The 20956-nt window shown below is 67.1% G+C and carries 17 protein-coding genes; 11 read left to right on the forward strand and 6 right to left on the reverse strand.

Annotation, left to right across the window (positions count from 1 at the left end; genetic code table 11):
• The first annotated feature begins 40 nt into the window (after positions 1-40).
• The 6 genes from ACQCX5_RS11550 (at position 41) to ACQCX5_RS11575 (ending at position 6874) form a co-directional block, all read left to right on the forward strand.
• Positions 41-1051, forward strand: coding sequence for a LacI family DNA-binding transcriptional regulator (locus tag ACQCX5_RS11550; RefSeq protein WP_434542176.1), 1011 nt, complete (start codon positions 41-43; stop codon positions 1049-1051).
• Positions 1052-1196: 145 nt separating this feature from the next.
• Positions 1197-2249: an extracellular solute-binding protein gene (locus tag ACQCX5_RS11555; RefSeq protein ID WP_434542177.1), complete on the forward strand. Its 1053-nt coding sequence runs from the start codon at positions 1197-1199 to the stop codon at positions 2247-2249.
• Positions 2250-2252: 3 nt separating this feature from the next.
• Positions 2253-3308, forward strand: a complete 1056-nt coding sequence (locus tag ACQCX5_RS11560; protein ID WP_434542178.1) for an ABC transporter ATP-binding protein — start codon at positions 2253-2255, stop codon at positions 3306-3308.
• Positions 3305-5017, forward strand: a complete 1713-nt coding sequence (locus ACQCX5_RS11565) for an ABC transporter permease (RefSeq protein WP_434542179.1) — start codon at positions 3305-3307, stop codon at positions 5015-5017. The genes ACQCX5_RS11560 and ACQCX5_RS11565 overlap by 4 nt, the downstream gene beginning before the upstream one ends.
• Positions 5014-6414, forward strand: a complete 1401-nt coding sequence (locus ACQCX5_RS11570) for a lyase family protein (RefSeq protein WP_434542180.1) — start codon at positions 5014-5016, stop codon at positions 6412-6414. The genes ACQCX5_RS11565 and ACQCX5_RS11570 overlap by 4 nt, the downstream gene beginning before the upstream one ends.
• 199 nt (positions 6415-6613) lie before the next feature.
• Positions 6614-6874, forward strand: coding sequence for a DUF2798 domain-containing protein (locus ACQCX5_RS11575; RefSeq protein ID WP_434542181.1), 261 nt, complete (start codon positions 6614-6616; stop codon positions 6872-6874).
• A gap of 85 nt (positions 6875-6959) precedes the next feature.
• Here the strand turns inward: ACQCX5_RS11575 and ACQCX5_RS11580 are convergent, their stop codons facing one another.
• From ACQCX5_RS11580 to purU, 6 genes are all read right to left on the reverse strand, one after another.
• Positions 6960-7946: a malate dehydrogenase gene (locus ACQCX5_RS11580; RefSeq protein WP_434542182.1), complete on the reverse strand. Its 987-nt coding sequence runs from the start codon at positions 7944-7946 to the stop codon at positions 6960-6962.
• Positions 7947-8167: 221 nt separating this feature from the next.
• Positions 8168-9004 carry a M15 family metallopeptidase gene (locus ACQCX5_RS11585; RefSeq protein WP_434542183.1) on the reverse strand — a complete coding sequence of 279 codons (837 nt, stop codon included), beginning with the start codon at positions 9002-9004 and terminating at the stop codon, positions 8168-8170.
• Between the two features lie 190 nt (positions 9005-9194).
• The gene (locus tag ACQCX5_RS11590; RefSeq protein ID WP_434542184.1) at positions 9195-10139 is read right to left on the reverse strand and encodes a phage tail tip lysozyme; all 945 of its coding nucleotides are present in this window, start codon (positions 10137-10139) and stop codon (positions 9195-9197) included.
• Between the two features lie 287 nt (positions 10140-10426).
• Entirely contained in the window at positions 10427-12070 is a 1644-nt protein-coding gene (locus ACQCX5_RS11595) for a solute symporter family protein (RefSeq protein WP_434542185.1), read from the reverse strand.
• Positions 12070-12435 (reverse strand): DUF485 domain-containing protein, encoded by a 366-nt coding sequence (locus tag ACQCX5_RS11600; RefSeq protein ID WP_434542186.1) that lies wholly within the window; start codon positions 12433-12435, stop codon positions 12070-12072. Before ACQCX5_RS11600 ends, ACQCX5_RS11595 begins: the two co-directional genes overlap by 1 nt.
• Positions 12436-12675: 240 nt before the next feature.
• Entirely contained in the window at positions 12676-13527 is an 852-nt protein-coding gene (purU, locus tag ACQCX5_RS11605; protein WP_434542187.1) for a formyltetrahydrofolate deformylase, read from the reverse strand.
• 26 nt (positions 13528-13553) lie between these two features.
• Here purU and ACQCX5_RS11610 point away from each other — a divergent pair, with 26 nt between their 5' ends.
• From ACQCX5_RS11610 to ACQCX5_RS11630, 5 genes are all read left to right on the forward strand, one after another.
• Positions 13554-14144 carry a uridine kinase family protein gene (locus tag ACQCX5_RS11610; RefSeq protein WP_434542188.1) on the forward strand — a complete coding sequence of 197 codons (591 nt, stop codon included), beginning with the start codon at positions 13554-13556 and terminating at the stop codon, positions 14142-14144.
• 106 nt (positions 14145-14250) lie between these two features.
• The gene (locus ACQCX5_RS11615; RefSeq protein WP_434542189.1) at positions 14251-16470 is read left to right on the forward strand and encodes an NADP-dependent isocitrate dehydrogenase; all 2220 of its coding nucleotides are present in this window, start codon (positions 14251-14253) and stop codon (positions 16468-16470) included.
• A 160-nt stretch (positions 16471-16630) separates the two neighbouring features.
• A complete protein-coding gene (locus ACQCX5_RS11620) occupies positions 16631-18082 on the forward strand; it encodes a hemolysin family protein (RefSeq protein ID WP_434542190.1) in 1452 nt (483 codons plus the stop codon).
• Positions 18083-18143: 61 nt separating this feature from the next.
• Positions 18144-19379, forward strand: a complete 1236-nt coding sequence (locus tag ACQCX5_RS11625) for a phosphotransferase (protein ID WP_434542191.1) — start codon at positions 18144-18146, stop codon at positions 19377-19379.
• A gap of 232 nt (positions 19380-19611) precedes the next feature.
• A complete protein-coding gene (locus ACQCX5_RS11630; RefSeq protein WP_434542192.1) occupies positions 19612-20742 on the forward strand; it encodes a BMP family lipoprotein in 1131 nt (376 codons plus the stop codon).
• Positions 20743-20956: the final 214 nt, after the last annotated feature.

The raw sequence follows: 20956 nt of genomic DNA on the forward strand, positions 1-20956 counted from the left end.
GGGCTGCGCAGCGTGAACACGCTGCGCTAGATTGTGCGCCATGGCTGGCCGCGTGACCTTGCTGGATGTTGCCCAACGGGCTGGCGTATCCCGCGCCACCGCATCAAATGTGGTTACCGGGCAGGGCCGTGTTTCGCAGGCGACGCGGCAGCGCGTGCTGGCTGCCATGGATGAGCTCGGATACGTCTACCACCAGGCTGCCGCCCAGCTGCGCCGACAGGTCTCACGCACAATTGGCGTGATTGTCACCAACATCGATCGCCCCCATTTCGGTGAATTGCTTGTGGGGCTGGAGACGACGCTCACCGATCGCGGTTACACGCTGCTGGTCATCTCGACACGTGACCAGCTCGACCTGCAACAACGGGCCATCCGCACCCTGCGGGAATACCAGGTGGCAGCCGTCGCCCTGGTGCCGGCGACGGGGACGACCTCGGCCCACCTCGACGAACTGCGATCCTGGGGCATCCCGCTGTTGTTCCTCGTGCGGTACGTGCGGGGCGACGGGATTGCCTATGCAGGCCCGGACAATGTGGCCGGTGGCCGACTGGTGGGTGAACACCTCATCGGGCATGGCTGCCGTCGCCTGCTCTACCTGGGCGGGCGGCCGCGGATCAACACACGGGAGGACCGGATTGCGGGGGTGCACGAGGCGATCGCGGCGAGCCACGAGTCGATCGAGTTCGCCGAGCAGGTATGTCTGCCCACCGCGGCGGGCGGGTTCGCTGCGGGGCAGGAACTGCTGGCGTCGGGCGGGCCGCTGCCCGACGGCATCCTCTGCCATGGCGACCTGGTGGCGGTGGGGCTGCACCGTGCACTGCATGACGCAGGCATGACCGGCGCCACCCGGGTGGTGAGCTTCGACGGGATCGCGGTCAGCGGGTATGTGGTGCCGAGGCTGACCACTGCCGCGAGCAACGCCGGCGAACTGGGGCGCGCGGCGGCGCAGTCGCTGGTCGAAGGACTCGAACAGGGGTTTCCGGTCCAGTCGACCCGGCCGGTCCCGACGCTGGTCGTGGGCGAGTCGTGTGGCGTCCACGACGATGCCTAGCGACGACGATGCCTGGCGACACCGTCGCACGCCCGGGCGGGGGCCACGCACCGGTTGGCGGCAGCCCTTGACAGTGGAGTTGCCGGCGTGGTCTGATGACGATGGTGGATCGATCCACCACGTCACAGCTCAAGGAGGTGCTGTCATGCAGACATCGATGGGATCACAGCTGGGCCGCCGAGGTTTTCTCGCCGGCAGTGTCGTCACGGGGCTGGGCCTGGCGGGTTGCGGGCTCCAGTCCGCGGGGGACCAGACCGCCACAAAACTCACCATCTATTCGCCGCGACCCAAGGCGATCACTGACCATGTCATCGCCGAGTTCAAGAGGGCCCACACGCAGTACGATGTGCAACTGTTGACGCTCGGTGCCGCCGAGGTGGCCGACCGCATTCGTGCGGAAAAGGCCAATCCGCAGGCCGACGTCTGGTGGGGCGGCACCCCGTCGATCTTCGGCGCCGCGGTCAAGGACGACCTGGTCGCCGCTTTCCCTGAGGCGGTCACCGGTCTGGTCCCCGACAAGTTCCACGGTGAGGACAAGCTGTGGCTCGCCGAGATGCAGCAACTACAGCTCTTCATCTACAACCACGACATGATCAAAGAGGCCGAGGTGCCCAATGACTGGGCAGACCTCATCGACCCGCGATACAAGAACAAGTTCATCATCCGCGATGTGGCCGCCTCGGGAACGATGCGCGGTATTTACAGCTCGATCATCTACCAGTATTACAAGACCGACAAGTTGCCGGATGCCGGGTATGACTTCCTCAGGAAGTTCGATGCCAACACCGTCGACTACGCCGCCAACCCCGAGCAGTTGTACCTGCGCCTGACCCGTCAGGAAGCCCCGCTCAGCCTGTGGAACCACCAGGACACCCTGACGCAGGCCAAGGGCGGCGCGCCCTTCAGCATCAAGGTGCCGGCATCGGGAGCCTGCCTGAACCTGGACGGTATCGCCCGCGTCAAGGGGGGCCGGAACGAGCAGGGTGCCGTTGACTTCGCCACCTTCGTGCTGTCGGACGGGATGCAGACATGGCTGGCAGAGAACGCGTTCCAGATCCCCACCCGCGAGATTGCCAGCAAACCGGAGTGGCTCAGCAGGATCGAGGTCAAGGAGTTGCCGGTCGACCGGACTGTACTGGCCGCCAAAGAGAAGGAGTGGACCACGTACTGGGTCAGCAACATCAAGAATCAGGGCTGAACCATGACCTCTGTGTCGCTGCACCAGATCAGCAAGACCTACCCCGGGTCGTCGCGCACGACGGTGGCTGTCGACCTCGCGGTGGCCGAGGGGGAGTTCTTCACCCTGCTCGGACCCTCGGGGTGCGGCAAGTCGACGCTGCTGCGCATGATCGCAGGCTTCCTTGCCCCCACCCGGGGGCGCATCCTCTTCGGGGACAAGGACGTCACCAACCTGCCGCCGCACAAGCGGGGCATCGGCATGGTCTTCCAGAACTACGCCCTGTTCCCCCATATGACTGTCGCCGAGAACGTCGGTTACGGACTTCGCCTGCGCAACGTCGACAAGCCGGATCGACACCGTCGCATCGACAAGGCGCTGAAGACCGTCGACCTGACCGGCTACGGTGACCGGCGGATCGACCAGTTGTCCGGTGGCCAGCAGCAGCGGGTTGCCCTGGCGCGGGCGATCGTCATCGAGCCGACGGTGCTGCTGCTCGACGAGCCCCTGTCGAACCTCGACGCGAAGCTGCGTGAAGAGACGCGCGCCGAGATCAGGGCCACGCAGCGAGGGGCCGGGGCGACGGCCGTCTACGTCACCCACGACCAGGCCGAGGCCATGTCGATGAGCGACCGGATCGCCGTGCTCGCCGATGGCAGGGCCCACCAGGTCGGTTCGCCGAAGCAGGTCTATGCCCAGCCGGCGACGCCGTACGTGGCGCGGTTCATCGGGCGCAGCAATGTGGTGCCGATGACCGTGGCACATGTGGGTGACGACCACGCGGTGGTGACACTGGCCGGCACCTCGATCGGGGCCCGGCGCCACCCCGACCACGCCCTGCAAACCGGTCAGGCTGTCAACGTTTCATTGCGCCCCGAGGCGTTGGCGCTGGTCGGTGAGACCGAGGGCCAGTTCGCCGGGGTCGTCAAGGCGGTTGAATACCTGGGCGCCAGTGCACTGGCACGGGTCGACGTCGGCGGTGTCGACATGATGGTTTCGACCCCACGCCTGGACGTCGCCGTCGATGAGTCGGTGCATGTGGTGACGTTGCCGCGGGCCGGGTGGGTGATCCCGGAATGAGGCAGAAGACGTCCTCGGACCGGTTCATCGTCCTGCTCGCCATCCCCACCTTCCTGGTCATCACCTTCTTCGTCGTCCTGCCCATGGTCCTGACGGCGGTGGAATCCGCCGGTGGCGACGGGCTCTCGACCAACTACGGTGATTTCCTCGACGGCGCCACGCAGCAGGCACTGCTGCTGTCGGTGGGCATCTCGTTGCTGAGCGTGCTGTTCGCCGGTTTGATCGGTACGGCGCTGGCCGTGCTGCTCAACCGGTTCGACTTCCCGGGCAGGCGCTGGCTCGAGGTCTTCGCGGTGCTGCCGCTGGCGCTGCCGCCCCTGATCGGTACGATCGCCTTCGTGCTGCTGTTCAGCACCTCGGGGATCATCCCGCGGGCACTGGGCCAACTCGGCATTGCGCCGAGCTCGGTGGCCTTCAATGGTGTCGCCGGTGTGTTGCTGGTGCATGCGTTCACCCAGTACCCGTACTTCTACATGGCGGTCTCGTCCGGGTTGGCCTCGTTGGACCCGTCGATCGAAGAGGCTGCGGCCAGCCTCGGCGCCCCCCGCTGGAAGATGTGGCGCGACGTCTTGCTGCCGATGCTGACGCCGTCGCTGGTGGCCGGTGCGCTGATCACGTTCATGACCGCCATGGCGTCGTTCACCGCGCCGCAGTTGTACAACGTGCAGACGCTGACGCTGCAGATCGTGGCGACGCGCACCAGCGGTGACTACTCACTCGCTGCGGCGCAGTCGACGGTGCTTGGAGTGGTCTCGATCATCTTCTTGTTCGTCATGCGCTGGTACCAGGGCAGGCGGGTGCATCGCAGCCTGTCGAAGGGGGTCCAGTCCCACCGGGCGCAGGCGAAGGGTGCGGCGGCGTTGCTCGCGGCGGTGGGCAGCACGCTGCTGAGCCTGGTGCTGCTCGCCCCGATCGTGGTGATCTTCCTGGTCTCGTTCTCGGTCGACGGCACATGGACGACGCAGATCCTGCCCGACCAGTTCACCGTGCAGAACTACCTGGACATCTTCAGCCAGCCCGACCTGTTCCTGCCCGTGAATGTCTCGCTGCAGACCAGCCTCATCGCGACCCTGGCCGCGGTCGTGGTCGGCGGTGCCGCCGCGTGGGTGATCGCCCGCTGGCCGTTCCGCGGCAAGTCGCTGATGGACATGGCCATCATGCTGCCCTGGGCACTGCCCGGCACCGTCATCGGTGTCAACCTCGTCACCGCATTTGCCGCACCGACCCCATGGAACCTGGGCCTGGTACTGGTCGGGTCGATCGTGATCCTGCCCGTCGCGTACTTCGTCCGCTACGTACCCCTGGTCTTCCGCAACGCCTCGGCATCAATCGAACAGCTGGACCCGTCGGTCAACGAGGCGGCCCAGTCGCTCGGGGCCTCGCCGGTGAGGGCTCTGGTCACCGTGGTGTTGCCGCTGGTGGCCAAGGGACTCATCGCCGGGGCACTGCTGGCGTTCGTCGATGGTGTGGGTGAGTACGTGGCCTCCGTCATCGTCTACCCCGCCGGGTTCGCGCCCATGTCGGTGGCCATCTACCAGATGATCTACGGGTCGCAGTTCGGCACCGCAGCCGCATACGGGTCGTTGCAGATCCTGTTGATCTTCGTGGTGCTCGTCGTGTCCAGCCGCTTGCAGGCGGGCAGACGCAGCCGGCGTGGTGGGCTGACGCCGGTTGATCCGGCGCCAGTCGCCGCGGGGGGTGCGGCATGAGCACGCCCTCGCGTCCGAGCATCGCCGATGCCCGCAGCACGCCGCCTCGTTTCACCGACTTTGCCCTGCAGGACCCGGGGGTGCGTGCCGTCTTCGGTGCCAGCCCGCGCTGGCAGGCATGGCTCGACGTCGAGGCGGCGCTCGCGCTGGCGCAGGCAGACCTCGGTTTGGTGCCGCGCGAGGCGGCAGACGCCATTGCGGCAGCGGCCAGGGTCAACCTGCTCGACATGGACCGCATGCGCGCCGCAATGGCGGTGCAGGCCCATCCCCTGGTGCCGATGCTCGAGGAGTTCGTCCGGGTGGTCGGCCAGCCACATGGTGGCTGGGTGCACTGGGGCGCCACCAGCCAGAACATCATGCAGACCGGCAACTCCCTGCTGTTGCGACGGGCACACGGCATCCTGTCCGACCTGGTCGATGCCACCCTGCTGGCACTGGCCGATCTCGCCGAGCGGACCGCCGACATGTGCATGGCCGGGCGGACCCACGGTCAACACGCCGTGCCGATCACCTTCGGGCTCAAGGTCGCGACCTGGATCGACGAGGTGTGGTGGGCCAGGGACCGGTGCGACCAGACGCTGGCGACGTGCTTGCGGGTGATGATCGGCGGCGCGGTGGGCAGCTACGGCTCGCTGGGCGCCCGCGGACCTGACGTGCAGCAACTGATGGCCGCCCGGCTGCAGCTGACCAGCATGGCCGTGCCGTCCAGGGTGCTGGTCGACCCGCTCGTGGCCTATGCGGGCGACCTCGGGTTGCTGTCGGCGGCACTTGCCCGGATCGCCAGCGATGTCGAGTCGATGATGCAGACCGAGTTCGGCGAGGTGGCAGAGCCCATTGGGCGTGGCTCAGTGGGCAGTTCGACCATGCCGCACAAGCGCAATCCCAAGCTCGCCAATGATGTGCTCGAACTGTCCGCTGACATCCGGGCGTTGGCCCCGAGCGCGGTGGCGGCGCTCATCCATCCGGGCGAGGCGGACGGCTACGCGACCGCACTCGTCGACAGCGTGGTGGAACGTTCCTGCATCTGGATGGGCGACCTGCTGGTGCGGGTGCTGACGATCATCGCGGGGCTCGAGGTGTTCCCGGACCGGATGCGGGCCAATCTGGGTCTCTCGGGCGGAATGATCGGGTCGGAACAGGTGATGCTCGCCCTTGCCGAGTTCGTGGGGCGCGACCAGGCCCATGCCATCGTCTATGACGTGGCGATGCGGGCGGCCGAGACCGCGGGCGACTTTCCGGCCTTGTTGGCCGCGGACGAACGAGTCGGTGCCCACCTCGATGCCGCCCGGTTGGTCGAACTCCTCGACCCTGCCCACAACGTCGGGCTCTCGGCCACGCTGGCCAGGGAGGGCGCGACCAGGGTGCGGCAGCGGTTGGCGCCCCACCTGTTAAGGTAGTTGAGCCTGAAAGATCCTGGCTGGTGTGGTTATTCCAGCCCTCGGCACCCGGTTGACGGCTCGAGTGAGTGACAGCGCTGAGTCGGGGTTCCGCAGATGCAGTCGCGCTGCCCGCGCGAACCCGAGGCGTCACTCAAACCCATGTGGTTGGCGGCGCCAGGGACGGGTTCCCGCCGCCGCCTGCCCGGAACAGGAACCGATGAACAAGCGCATCCTTCTCACCCAGGTGATCATGACCCTGCTGATGGCCAGCATCATGTCGGGCATCATGAGCCTGATCGCCATGGGGCCGTCCATGCACTGGTTGGCCAGCTGGCCGCTCAGTGCCCTGATGGCCTGGCCGATCGCCTTCGCCGTCACGATGGTGGCCTGGCCCGCGTCGATGGCCATCGCCGGGGCAGTGCTTCGTCCCCGGGTTGCCGCGGCCAACGCTGCTGCACCCGTGGTCGAAGAGGCCTGAGCGACGCCGGTCTGAACAAGCACAACGGCCCGCCCCCCGTCGCATGTGACGTGGGGACGGGCCGTTGCCATGCCCGGGTGTCGGCTCAGATCAGGCCGAGTTCCTTGACCGCGTCGCGCTCCTCGGCCAGCTCGGCCACCGAGGCGTCGATCTTGGCGCGCGAGAAGTCGTTGATCTCGAGGCCCTGGACGATCGAGATCTCACCATTGTTGGTGGTGACGGGGAACGACGAGATCAGGCCTTCCTGCACGCCGTACGAGCCGTCGGACGGGATTGCCATCGAGACCCAGTCACCCTCGGGGGTGCCCTTGATCCAGTCGCGGGCGTGCTCGATGGTGGCGTTGGCGGCCGAGGCTGCCGAGCTCAGGCCGCGGGCCTCGATGATGGCCGCACCACGCTTGGCGACGGTCGGGATGAAGGTCTGCTCGATCCACGGCTGGTCGTTGATGAGCTCGGCGGCGTTCTTGCCGCCCACCCGGGTGTTGAACAGGTCGGGGTACTGGGTCGAGGAGTGGTTGCCCCAGATGGTGAGGTTCGTGATCTCGGTGACCGGCACGCCCAGCTTCTGGGCCAGCTGCGACTTGGCGCGGTTGTGGTCCAGGCGGGTCAGCGCGCTGAAGCGCTCCTTGGGGATGTCGGGGGCGTTGTTCATCGCGATCAGCGCGTTGGTGTTGGCGGGGTTGCCGGTGACGACGATCTTGATGTCGTCAGCGGCGGCCTCGTTGAGGGCCTTGCCCTGCGCGGTGAAGATCGCACCGTTGGCGCTGAGCAGGTCGCCGCGCTCCATGCCGGCCTTGCGGGGCATGGCGCCGACCAGCAGCGCGAGGTTGGCGCCGTCGAAGACCTGCTTGGGGTCGTCGCCGGTCACGACGCCCGCCAGCGTCGGGAAGGCACAGTCGTCGAGTTCCATGACGACGCCTTCGAGGGCCTTCAGCGCGGGGGTGATCTCGAGCAGGCGCAGTTCCACCGGGGTGTCGGGGCCGAGCAGCGCACCAGAAGCGATACGGAAGAGCAGGCTGTAGCCAATCTGGCCGGCGGCGCCGGTGACGGCAACCTTCACGGGAGTGCTCACGGGATTCCTCTCATCATCGAGTGTGGGCCGCGGACGGGGTGCCGTGCGGTCCCTCCGAGGACGAGCCTAGCGAATGGCGGGCAGGCGCCGTTCGGGGGGCCTCGGGCTGATCACCCCGACGCGGCCCGTGGTGGGTGCAATGTGACGAATCCCACGCCCGCACGCGCCTGCCTGCCCCCGGTGGCCGGGGACAGGCAGGTTGCATGAGCGCAGGGTGGTGATCAGATCCAGACGCCGGTGACGGCGTGGAACTTGTCGCGGGTGACGGGGCCGAAGCGGCCGTCGGCGGTGATGCCGACACGGGTCTGGAACTCCTTGACTGCCGATTCGGTCTTGGCGCCGTAGACGCCGTCCACCGTGAGCGGAGTGGCGGCGTAGCTGGGGAACCAGGTGTTCATCGTCCGCTGCAGGTTGGTGACCCGGGTGCCGGTCGAGCCCACGGCGAGGGTGGGCACGGTGGTCGTGGTGCCACGCAGCTTGTTGTAGTAGTAGGTGATGTTGCCGAAGCTGCCCACGTACTCGAAATGCATGGTGTCGTACTTGGTGGGGTAGGTGTAGTGGCCGCCCCAGTAGAAGCCGTGGTTGATCCACATCTTCACCACGGCCGGGGGGATGTTCGACTGGAACGTGTAGGACTGCGGGTTGGACTGCCAGTTGATGTCGATCGCGCGGCCGTAGGCGTGGTTGGACGGGCGGGTGGTGCCGGCGATGAACCGGCAGTTGTAGCCGCCGGTGTCAGCGGCGCGCAGGGTGTAGCCCATCGCCTCGGTGCGGCGCATGAGCTCCTGGACGAGCGGCTGCAGTTCGGCGCGCATGACGGCGCGGGCACCATTGGTGGACACGGCGACCTTGGTGGGCACGTTGCAGTAGATGCTCGAGCCTGACACCCGCACGCGGGTCGAGTCGTCCCAGCCGGAGGGGTGGGCGACGTAGGTCATGACGGCACCGGGGTACTGGCTGCGGGTGTAGGCCTGGGCGGTGACGCCGGTGCTGGCGATCAGGGTGGCCGAGAGGCCGAGGGTCACGGCGGCGGCGCCGATCTTCTTGAAGATGTTCATCTCACGCTCCTGTGGATGTTCTGGTGCCTGTGGCACCGGGGAGGGGGGTGGCCACCCGGTGAGGGGGTCCGGGTGGCCGTGCTGCGCCTGCTGGCGGGTGCAGGAACAGCCGGTCGCGGCACCGACGTGGTCGACTGCTGGACGAGCCGGTGCCGCGAACGGTTCAGGTGGGGTGCCGGGGGCGTGCCCGTCAGTCGACGAGGCTGCCCCAGGTCTTCGGCCCGGCGACGCCGTCAGCGACCAGTCCGACCGACTTCTGGTAGCTGACGACCGCGCTGTAGGTGGCGGGGCCGAAGCTGCCGTCGATCGCGCCGGTGTACTTGCCGTGGGCCTTGAGCTCGACCTGCAGGGCCGTCACGGCCGAGCCGGTGCTGCCCTGCTTGAGGGTCGGCACAAGGGCATTCCAGGTGATCGGGCCGGCAACGCCGTCGGCCACCAGACCGCGCGAGCGCTGGAACGCGACCACCACGTTGTGGGTGGCCGAGCCGAACGAACCGTCGACGGTGATGGTGTAGCCCTTGCTGCGCAGCAGGTACTGCAGGGTCGTCACGGCGGAACCGGTGCTGCCCTGCTTGAGGGTCGGGAACGAGGTCTCGGTCGAGGGCGGGGGGGTGGAGCCCGAGTAGCGGCTGTAGACGCTGTTGGCGGCGTTGATGCGCGCGGTGTCGTTGTGCACACTGGGGCGCTCGTAGTACTGGCGCACCGCCACGGCGGCGCCCGAGACGGTGGTGGTCGCCTTGATCTTGCTGTAGGCGTAGCTCTCGGGGCCCATCAGCTCCTTCCAGACGAAGTCGAGCTGCAGCTGCAGGTTGTACCACGGCAGGCCCCGCTGGGTGGCGTAGTTGTACAGGGCGGTCAGGCGCGAACCCTCCCACTGGGCGATGCCGCGACCGGGGCCACCGCCGTACTGCTTGGCGGCGGGGTTGATCGGGTCGGCACCGGACTCGACAATGAAGTTTCCGATGAGGCCCGCGGTCTGGGCGGCGGTGAAGCCCTTGCCCCGGAAGAAGTTCCAGGCGGTGAGGTTGTTGTCGGCAGCCATTGCCGAGGTGGCGTGGACGACGCCGATGCCGGCCGCGAGGGTACCGGCAGCGAGGGTGAGAGCGAACCGACGGTTCACAGTGGTCTTGCGCATGAGTGGTCCTTCTGGTGGAGGTCCCCCAGGTATGCGATTTTCGGCAGGACGGTGAGGGGTCCGGCCTGCGAGAAGGAACCTAGTGCGAACAAGTGGCAGTCGGGGCTGAAATCTTGAATTTCATTTTCAACTTGTTCACAGGCAAGGGTGGTCGGCGACTACCAGTCCAGTCTGGGCTCGCCGTCCCGCCGCTTGTCAGCGCGAAGAAACCGGTGCCGGCAACCCGTTGGTTGCCGGCACCGGTTGGTGAGAAATTACTCAGTTTTTGGGCTCACTGCCTGCGCACCTCAGTGGGCGATGGCACCCTCTGCCCCTGCACCGGTGAGCGAGCGGACCTCCATCTCGGCGCTCTTGCCCGCGTCCGACACCTCTTTGGACAGGATCGTGCCGAGCCAGCCGAGGACGAACCCGACGGGCACCGAGATGATGGCTGGGTTGTCGAGCGGGAACCAGTCGAAGTTGGCGTTCGGGAACATGGCCGTGGGCGCCCCCGACACGGCGGGCGAGAAGGTGATCAGCACCAGGGCGCTGACCAGACCGCCATAGATCGACCAGATGGAGCCCTGGGTGTTGAACCGCTTCCAGTACAGCGAGTACAGGATCGAGGGCAGGTTGGCCGACGCAGCCACCGCGAAGGCCAACGAGACCAGGAACGCGATGTTCTGGGACTTCGCCGCGATGCCACCGACGATCGCCAGCACGCCGATCACGATCACCGTGATGCGCGCGACCTTCAACTCGTTCTCGGGCGACGCTGTGCCCCCCTTGATGACCGAGTTGTAGATGTCGTGGGCGAATGATGCCGACGAGGTGATGGCCAGGCCGGCCACCACCGCGAGGATGGTGGCGAAGGCAATGCCTGCGATGACGGCGAGGAAGATCGTGCCGGCCGTGCCCTGCCCCGGCAGCCAGAACGCCAGCGCCGGGGCGGCGGCATTGGCCTTGCCGGGCATGGAGTTGATGGCATTGCTGCCGACCAGCCAGGCGGCCCCATAACCGAGCACCAGCGTGAACAGGTAGAAGGCGCCGATCAGGCCGATGGCCCAGGTCACCGAGCGGCGGGCCTCTTTGGCCGTCGGCACGGTGTAGAAGCGCATCAGCACGTGGGGCAGGCCCGCGGTGCCGAGCACCAGGGCGATCGACAGCGACACGAAGGCGAGCTTCGAGGTCGGGGTCTTGCCGTACTTGAGCATCGGGTTCGACAGGTCAACGGGCTTGCCGGCGTTGGCGCTGGCGGTCTCGTTGGCCTTGCCGATGAGGCTGGACAGGTTGAACCCGGTCTTGGCCAGCACCCACAGGGTCATGATGGCGGCGCCCGAGACGAGCAGCACGGCCTTGATCATCTGCACCCACGTGGTGCCCTTCATGCCGCCGATGAGCACATAGGCGATCATCAGCACACCCACGATGATGATGACGAGGTTCTGGGTGAATTCACCCGAGACGCCCAGCAGCAGGCTGACCAGGCCGCCTGCACCTGCCATCTGGGCCAGCAGGTAGAAGAACGACACGGCCAGGGTCGAGATCGCGGCCGCGAGGCGCACCGGGCGCTGCTTCATGCGGAAGCTGAGCACGTCGGCCATGGTGAACTTGCCCGTGTTGCGCAGCGGCTCGGCGACCAGCAACAGGGCCACGAGCCAGGCCACGAGGAAGCCGATCGAATAGAGCAGGCCGTCATAGCCGCTCAGGGCGATGGCGCCGACGATGCCGAGGAACGATGCCGCCGACAGGTAGTCGCCGGCGATGGCCAGGCCGTTCTGGCGCCCCGAGAAGGCCGCGCCGCCGGTGTAGAACTCCTTGGAGCCCTTCTTGCCGCCGGTCGAGACCCTGATGACGATCGTCAGGGTCACCACGACGAACAGGACGAAGATCGCGATATTCGCGATCGGGTTGCCCAGCTTGACAGTTTCGAGGATCACGGGTTCGAACATCACTGACGCCCCTCTTCCAGCTCGGTGCGAAGCTTGGTCGCAATCGGGTCGAGGTTCTTGTTGGCATGGCGGATGTAGGCCCAGGTGATGCCGAACGTGGTCACGAACTGCAGCAGGCCGAGCAGGATGCCGAGGTTGACGTGGCCGAACACCGGGGTCTTCATGAAGTCTTCGGCATAGGTGCTCAGCAGCACGTAGGCGAAGTACCACACGAGGAAGGCGATGCTCAGCGGGAAGGAGAAGTTGCGGAACTTGCTGCGCAACTCGCCGAACTCCGGCGAGCGCTGCATGTCGATGAAGGCCTGCTCGCTGATGGGCCCGGGGGCTGCATCAGCGCGGTCCTTCTGGGGATGAGGAGAGGTCACGACACTCCTTGGACGGGTCCCCCCGGGTGGGGGAACGCGGTGTGTGGCGATCCCAATGGGGGCAACGTTGCGGACCCCTGGGCATCACCTGACGTGGGACTTCACGTCGTGAGCAAACTAGTCGAACATGACCGGTTGCACCGCCGTACGTCACGACCATTTTTGTGAAATAGTTCACATTTCACATGTCGTGTGGTGACATTCGCGCCCCCAGATGGTGACTTGGGCCTCTGACTGGACTCAGTCAAAAACGACCGACCGCGCGCCGTCCAGGAAGACCCGGTGTTCGGCGAACAACTGCACGGCGTCACTGAGGGTGCGCGACTCCTCGTCCTGGCCCAGTTCGACCAACTGCTTGACGGTGCGTGAGTGGTCGACCCGCACCACGTTCTGCTCGATGATCGGGCCCTCGTCGAGGTCAGCCGTGACGAAGTGTGCCGTCGCCCCGATCAGCTTCACGCCACGCGCATGCGCCTGGCGGTACGGATTGGCCCCCTTGAAGCCCGGCAGGAACGAGTGGTGGATGTTGATGGCCCGGCCGGCCAGGAACTCGCAGAGCTCGGGGCTCAGGATCTGCATGTAGCGGGCCAGCACGACCAGCTCGATGTCCTCACGCTCGACGACCTCGCGCACGCGGGCCTCGAACGCAGCCTTCGTGTCGGGCAGCACGACATGCGACTCGAACGGGATGTTGTAGAAGTTCGCCAGCGGCTCGAGGTCGGGGTGGTTGGCCAGCACGCGCGGGATGTCGGCGGTCAGGCGCCCGGACCGCTGGCGGTAGAGCAGGTCGTTGAGGCAGTGGCCGGCCTTCGAGGCCAGCACCAGGATGCGCAGCGGTCGTCCGGCTTCGTGCACCGACCAATCGGCGTCGAAGCGCTGCGCCACCGGCGCCAACTGCGCACGGAACTCATCAGCATCGAGCACCGAGTCGACCTCGACCCGCATGAAGAACCGTCCGGTGTCGGTGGACGAGAACTGCTGCAGTTCGGTGATGTTGCCCCCGGACGCGCCGCAGGCACCCGTGACGGCGTGGACGATGCCGGGGCCGTCGATGCAGGTGAAGGTCAAAACCCAGTGGTACATGCCGCTCATCGTAGTGGGACGCCTAGACTCTCGGGGTGACCGATTCCGCCGCGCCGACCGTGCCCTCGCTGCACAACGCCCAGCCGCAGAACCCCCAGCGGCACGCCCCCCTGTTGCACGCCGTGGCCGACTGGGTGGACGAGGGCGCCCGCTGGATCGTGATCGACGGACTCGGCGCCAGCGGCAAGACGACGCTGGCCGACCAGCTGGTCGCGCACGTCGACGGGCTTGCCGTGGTGCACCTGGACGACTTCACCCGCCCGGGGGCGGTCGGCTGGGAGCGGGAGCGATTCACCGCACAGGTCTGGGCCCCGCTGCAGGCTGGGCAGGCCGCCCGTTACCAGCGCCACCACTGGACCAGCCCCGAGCCCACCGACTGGGTCGACCTGCCGGCCGCGCGGGCCGTCCTCGTCGAAGGGATCGGTGCCAGCGAACCGCCAAAGGGCGTGGCGTGGGACCGCTTCATCTGGTTGGCGGCCCCCGAATCGGTGCGCAGCGAGCGTGCGGCCCTGCGCGACCCCGGTCGGTTCGGCTGCTGGTCGCAGAACTGGCGCCCCACCGAACAGGAGTGGTTCGACCGGACCGAGCCCTGGCGGGGGGCCGACCTGGTCTGGGTCACAGCCTGATCAGGCCGGCCCAAGAGATACCCCAAAGAGATACCTCGACGTCGAGCTACCCGGGCCCATCCGCTAAGTTGGCCCCCAACAGCCTTGACCCATCAGGAGCACATCGATGTCGCAGACCATCACTTGGACCAAGATCGACGAGGCCCCCGCACTCGCCACCTATTCGCTGCTGCCGATCGTGCAGTCGTTCCTCGCGGGCAGCGGCATCGAGGTGCAGACGGCGGACATCTCACTCGCCGCACGCATCCTGGCCCAGTTCCCCGAGCGGCTCAGCGAAGACCAGCAGGTCGCTGACGAACTGTCGCGGCTCGGCGCCCTGACCCTCACCCCGCAGGCCAACATCATCAAGCTGCCCAACATCTCGGCCTCGGTGCCGCAGCTGAAGGCCGCGATTGCCGAACTGCAGTCGCAGGGCTTCGATGTGCCCGACTACCCCGAGCAGCCCTCTGACGATGCCGAAGCCGAGGTGGCGGCCCGCTATGCCAAGGTGCTCGGGTCGGCTGTCAACCCGGTGCTGCGCGAGGGCAACTCCGACCGCCGTGCCCCCCAGTCGGTCAAGGCCTTCGCCCAGAAGCACCCCCACAAGCTCGGCCCGTGGACGGCCGACAACCAGGCCGAGGTCGTCTCGATGACCGGTGGCGACTTCTACGGCAACGAGAAGTCGGTCGTGACCGAGAAGGGCACCACGCTCACCATCACCCTGCGCGGTGTCGACGGCGGCGAAACCGTGCTCAAGGACGGCGTCCAGACCCTCGACGGTGAAATCGTCGATGCCACGTTCCTGAGCGTGGCCGCCCTGCGCGAGTTCTACGCCGCCCAGGTCGAGGCCGCCAAGGACCGTGGCCTGCTGCTGAGCCTGCACCTCAAAGCCACCATGATGAAGGTGTCCGACCCGGTGCTCTTCGGCCACGCCGTCACCGTGTTCTACGCCCCCGTCCTGACGAAGTACGCCGCCGAACTTGCCCAGGTCGGGTTCAATCCCAACCAGGGCATCGGTGACCTGTACGCCAAGATCGCCACGCTCGACGAGGCGACCCGGACGAGCATCGAGGCGGACATCCAGAAGCTGTACACCGAGCGCCCCGCGCTCGCAATGGTCAATTCCGACAAGGGCATCACCAACCTGCACGTGCCGAGCGACGTCATCATCGACGCGTCACTGCCCGTGGTGGTGCGCGATTCGGGCCAGATGTGGAACGCCGCCGGTGAACAGCAGCAGACCCTGGCGATGGTGCCCGACCGTTGCTACGGCCCGATGTACCAGGCGGTCATCGCCGAGCACAAGCGCAACGGCGCCCTCGACCCCGCCACCATCGGCTCGGTGCCCAACGTCGGCCTGATGGCCCAGAAGGCCGAGGAGTACGGCTCGCACCCGACCACCTTTGTGGTCCCGCAGTCGGGCACTGTCGTGGTGACCGACGCCGGCGGCAACGAACTTTTCGCCCACGAGGTCGAGGCCGGTGACATCTGGCGCATGAGCCGCGTGCGTGACATCCCCGTGCAGGACTGGGTGAAGCTGGCCGTGACCCGCGCCCGCGCGACCGGTTCACCGGCCGTGTTCTTCCTGGACGAGAACCGCGCCCACGATGCCAATGTCATCGCCAAGGTGAACTCCTACCTGGCCGAGCACGACACCAGCGGCCTCGAGATCAAGGTGCTCGCACCCGTCGACGCGGTGCAGTTCTGCCTGGCCCGGATCCGCCAGGGCAAGGACGCGATCTCGGTGACCGGCAACGTGCTGCGTGACTACCTCACCGACCTGTTCCCGATCCTCGAGCTGGGCACCTCGGCCAAGATGCTCTCGATCGTGCCGCTGCTCGCCGGCGGTGGCCTGTTCGAGACCGGTGCCGGTGGTTCAGCACCGAAGCACGTGCAGCAGTTCGTCGCCGAGGACTACCTGCGCTGGGACTCCCTCGGTGAGTTCTCGGCGCTCGGGGCCTCGCTCGAGCACGTCGCTGCCACGTCGGGCAATGCGAAGGCGGGCGTGCTCGCCGCCGCGCTCGACCGGGCCATCGGCACGTTCCTGGACGAGAACAAGTCGCCAGCCCGCAAGGTCGGCCAGATCGACAACCGTGGCAGCCACTACTACCTGGCGCTGTACTGGGCCGAGCAGCTGGCCGCGCAGACCGACGACCAGCAGCTGGCCGACCGGTTCTTCGGGATCGCCGAGGCGCTGCGCAGCAACGAGGCCACGATCAACGACGAGCTCATCGGCGTGCAGGGCAACCCCGTCGACCTCGGGGGCTACTACCACCCCGAGGTGGCAAAGACTGAGGCGGCGATGCGTCCGTCGGCGACGCTGAACCAGATCATCGACGCCCGCTGACCGGGGCCGCGCGCCCGGCTGGATGACCTGCAGCCGGGCGCGTCCCGTCGTCTAGGCTTGACCTCGTGAACCAACGCGCCAGCACGTGCCAGAGCTCTACGGAGTGTGACAGTCCCGGGCCCCATGGGGGCCACCTGACCAGTCATGGGGGTGAGGGCTGGTGACGTCCGTGCTGGGCAACATCGCCCTGATCTTCCTGTTCATCGTCATCGGGGGCGTGTTCGCCGCCGCAGAGATGGCGCTGGTGTCGCTGCGTGAATCGCAGGTCAAGCAGCTGTCCACCAAGGGCAAGCGTGGCGCGGCGATCGCCAGGCTCACCGAGAACCCGAACCGGTTCCTGTCGGCGGTCCAGATCGGCGTGACGCTGGCCGGTTTCCTGTCGGCGTCGTTCGGTGGCGCGACGCTGGCTGACGAACTGTCCCCGGTGCTGGTCGACATCGGCGTGCCCGAGGTGGTCGCGTCGCCCGTTTCGCTGGTGCTCATCACGATCCTGATCAGCTACTTCTCCATCGTCCTCAGTGAGTTGACGGCCAAACGGCTGGCGATGCAGCGGGCAGAGTCGTTCGCCCTCGCACTGGCACCGATGGTCAATGGCATCGCGTCGGCAGCCCGTCCGATCATCTGGTTCCTGGGCAAGTCGACCGACGTCGTCGTGCGCATCCTCGGTGGCGACCCGGACACGGCCAAGGAGGTCGTCAGCGACGAAGAGATCCGTGCCATGGTCTCGGGCTCGGCCACGCTGGGTGACGAGGAGCGCCGCATCGTCGACGAGGTCTTCGATGCAGGCAACAGGTCGCTGCGCGAGGTCATGGTGCCCCGCACCGAGGTCGACTTCCTCTCGGGAGACATGCCCGCCTACAAGGCCATCCGCGTCGTGCAGGGCGCCCCGCACTCGCGTTACCCGGTCACCGACGGCAGCCCCGACAGGCTCGCCGGCTTCCTGCACGTGCGTGACCTCATGGACCTCGACGTCACCACGCGCTCGGTGCCGTTGAAGCAACTGGCCCGCCCCGTCATGAGCCTTCCCGACACCGTCAAGGTGCTGCGCGCCATGACCGAGATGCGCCGCCAGCGCGGCCACATTGCCATCGTCATCGACGAATGGGGCGGTACCGCCGGCATCGTGACGCTCGAAGACCTCATGGAGGAACTGGTCGGCGACATCACCGACGAGTACGACGTGATCGACGAGGGCCAGGTGACCCACCGCCAGCTGCGCGACGTCGACGGGCTCATGACGATCGAGGAGTTCACCGAACGGTCCGGCTACACGCTGCCCGACGGGCCCTATGACACGGTCGCCGGTTACTTCATGAACCAGTTGGGCCGCGTCCCCGAACTCGGCGACTCGGTCGAGGTCGAACTCGCGCGCGACGCCCAGGCCGACATGAACCTGCCGGCGACCCGGCGGTACCGCTTCGACGTGATTGAACTCGACGGGCGGCGCGTGGCGTGGTTCGACCTGACCCAGGTCGAGGCTCCCGGTGGGTCGGACGAACGGGTGGCCGACAAGGCCGACGGCACCGACGGCGACCCGGGCCATGACCGCCCTGTCGAGGGCGATGGCGCCACCGGCGGTCCCGACGCAGAGGCGGGCGACCGCGCGTCCTGACGACCCCGGTCGTGGTAGACATTCCTTGTCACGACAAGGACATCCGAAGGGGGAGCGGCGGGTGAGTTCGCGGGTCAGCCAGACCGGGGACGAGGACGGCTCCCGGCTGCTCGCCTCGGCCGAGGTGGGTGAACTGCTCGCGGCCGCCACCCGGCATGCCGGGGGAGAGCTGCTGTCCTGGCAGATGGACCACATCGACGCCCACCCCGGCCACTCGACGACGGCGACCTATGCCGCCCGGGTGCGCTGGGGCTACGGCGAACGCGACGAATTGCTGGGCGTCAGCGCCCGCACAGGGCCCCGCGTGCCCACCGACAACCGGGCCGACATCTTCGCCGACGGTGACCGCGAGGTCGCAGTCTGGCTGTACCCGAACGACCCCGACCTTCCGGGCCTGGCCCGGGCGGCCTACCCCGAGAAGATGGCAGATCTGGTCAACGAGTACCACCTGGTCAGCCGTCCCGTCAGCGCCGACCAGGTGAGCCTGTCGATGATCGGCTACCGCCCGCGTCGCCGGGCGGTGCTGCGCATGGATGTCACCGACCCAGCCGAGACCTTCTATGTCAAGGTGCAGCGCAAGAAGCAGTTCGACGAGGTGCTGCAACGCCACCACCTGCTGCTCGAGGCGGGGGTGCCGGCCCCGGGCGTTGCCGCGGCCACCCCTGAGCACCTGCTGGTGCTGAAGCAGCTGCCCGGACGAGCCCTGGCCAAGGCGATGTTCGACCCGGACGACCCGTGCACCGCCGAGGACCTCATCAATGTGCTCGACTCGATGCCCTCGTCCGTCAGCCACCTCGAACGACGACCCCCCTGGACCGATGCGGTGGCGCACTACGCCACCATGGTCACCGCGGCGGTACCGTCCACGAAGGACCGGCTCGACTGGATGGTGAAACAGATCGAGCAGGGCCTGGCGGGCATCGAACCGGGCAACGAACCCACCCATGGTGACTTCCACGAGGGCCAGGTATTCGTCGCCGACGGCCACGTCTGCGGCATCCTCGACATCGACACCATCGGGCCCGGCAGGCGGGCCGACGACCTCGCCTGCATGGTCGCGCACCTGTCGACCGTGCAGCGCATGAACCGTCAGCAGGCGGCCCGCGTGCACCACCTGATCCGCACCTGGGTGCCGGTCTTCGACCATCGGGTCGACCCGGTCGAACTGCGGCTGCGGGCAGCGGCCGTGATCATCTCGCTGGCGACCGGTCCCTACCGTGGCCAGGAACCGGCGTGGCAGGCCGAGACCATCGCGATCCTCGACGCTGCCGAAGCATTGGTGCGCCAGGTGGCCTGAGGTCGTCCCACCACCGACGACAGTGGTCCCGCCCCTTGTCGGCAGGGTGATTCATTGCGCTGTGGTAACAGTTTGCGACTTCGCAGCCCCGGCGGCAGACGCAAGGTGAACGGAGGGTTACAGTCTTCTTCTGCGATGTCTGCTTGCCCCGTCACCCGTGACGCCACTTCCCCGACAGGCTTCGCAATGGGCAGCACCCGCCCCCATCCTTTCTGCTCAGGAGGCAGTTCACGTGAAGAAGAAGTCGCTTCTGACTGGGGTCGCCGCCTTTGCGGCCCTGGCCCTCACCCTCTCGGCCTGTGCCGAGGCGCCTGACGCCGGCACCACCACTGGAGCCACCACCACCGCTGCTGGTGGCGCGAGCACGACTGCTGCCGGTGGCAGCGATTTCAAGGCCTGCATGGTCTCTGACTCAGGTGGTTTCGACGACAAGTCGTTCAACCAGACCTCGCACGACGGCCTCAAGAAGGCCAAGGCCGACCTCGGCATCCAGACCGCCGAGATCGAGTCGGCCGACACGAAGGACTTCACCGTCAACATCGACTCGATGGTGAAGGCCAACTGCAACATCGTCGTCACCGTCGGCTTCCTGCTGTCGGACGCCACCATCGCGGCGGCCAAGGCGAACCCGAACGTCAAGTTCGCCATCGTGGACGACAACCCCGCCGCTGCCAAGGGCCTGACCAACTTCAAGCCGCTCGTCTTCAACACCGCCGAGTCGAGCTTCATGGCCGGCTATTACGCCGCCGCCACCACCAAGACCGGCAAGGTCGGCACGTTCGGTGGCATGAAGATCCCCACCGTCACCATCTTCATGGACGGCTTCGCCCAGGGTGTGGCCTACTACAACCAGACCAAGGGCAAGAACGTCCAGGTGCTCGGTTGGGACGCCGCCAAGCAGGACGGCCAGTTCGTGCCTGAGCCCAAGCCGTTCGACAACATCGCCGGCGGCAAGACCACCGCACAGAACCTGGTGAGCCAGGGCGCCGACATCATCTTCCCCGTGGCCGGCCCCGCCGGTCAGGGCGGCCTGCAGGTGGCCAAGGAGTCGGGCGGCAAGGTCCAGGCGATCTGGGTCGACACTGACGGCTGTGTCTCGGCCGCCGAGTACTGCTCGATCATCTCGACGTCGGTCTACAAGGGCATGGACGTCTCGGTGTTCGAGGCCATCAAGGCCGCCAAGGAAGGCACCTTCGATTCCACCGCCTACGTCGGTACCCTCGCCAACGGTGGCACCGGACTCGCCCCCTTCCACGAGTTCGACTCCAAGGTTCCGGCAGAGCTGAAGACCGAGCTCGACAAGGTCAAGCAGGACATCATCGACGGCAAGATCAAGATCACCTCGGTCTCGCAGCCGAAGTGACCTCGCACGTCGGGCCGCTGCCGGCCTGACCGGGCAACCACACGGGAGGGGTCCCCGCGGACCCCTCCCGTTTTCCTACCCCTCCCGTCTTCCTGCCCCACCCGTTCTTACCGCCCCACCGCACTCGTGACCTCGACTTGCCCTGCCACCGCCGCGAATATGGAAGGATTCAGCGCGTGACCAGCCCAACAACTGAGCCCCAGCGCGTCGCCGA

The sequence above is a fragment of the Aestuariimicrobium sp. G57 genome, from assembly GCF_050110855.1.
GTDB lineage: Bacteria > Actinomycetota > Actinomycetes > Propionibacteriales > Propionibacteriaceae > Aestuariimicrobium.

Coding starts and splice junctions, on each gene's coding strand:
- ACQCX5_RS11590 (WP_434542184.1), bottom strand. CDS start 10,139: ATGCGCAAGACCACTGTGAACCGTCGGTTCGCTCTCACCCTCGCTGCC.
- purU (WP_434542187.1), bottom strand. CDS start 13,527: ATGAGCGGCATGTACCACTGGGTTTTGACCTTCACCTGCATCGACGGC.
- ACQCX5_RS11585 (WP_434542183.1), bottom strand. CDS start 9,004: ATGAACATCTTCAAGAAGATCGGCGCCGCCGCCGTGACCCTCGGCCTC.
- ACQCX5_RS11550 (WP_434542176.1), top strand. CDS start 41: ATGGCTGGCCGCGTGACCTTGCTGGATGTTGCCCAACGGGCTGGCGTA.
- ACQCX5_RS11565 (WP_434542179.1), top strand. CDS start 3,305: ATGAGGCAGAAGACGTCCTCGGACCGGTTCATCGTCCTGCTCGCCATC.
- ACQCX5_RS11555 (WP_434542177.1), top strand. CDS start 1,197: ATGCAGACATCGATGGGATCACAGCTGGGCCGCCGAGGTTTTCTCGCC.
- ACQCX5_RS11560 (WP_434542178.1), top strand. CDS start 2,253: ATGACCTCTGTGTCGCTGCACCAGATCAGCAAGACCTACCCCGGGTCG.
- ACQCX5_RS11615 (WP_434542189.1), top strand. CDS start 14,251: ATGTCGCAGACCATCACTTGGACCAAGATCGACGAGGCCCCCGCACTC.
- ACQCX5_RS11595 (WP_434542185.1), bottom strand. CDS start 12,070: ATGTTCGAACCCGTGATCCTCGAAACTGTCAAGCTGGGCAACCCGATC.
- ACQCX5_RS11575 (WP_434542181.1), top strand. CDS start 6,614: ATGAACAAGCGCATCCTTCTCACCCAGGTGATCATGACCCTGCTGATG.
- ACQCX5_RS11570 (WP_434542180.1), top strand. CDS start 5,014: ATGAGCACGCCCTCGCGTCCGAGCATCGCCGATGCCCGCAGCACGCCG.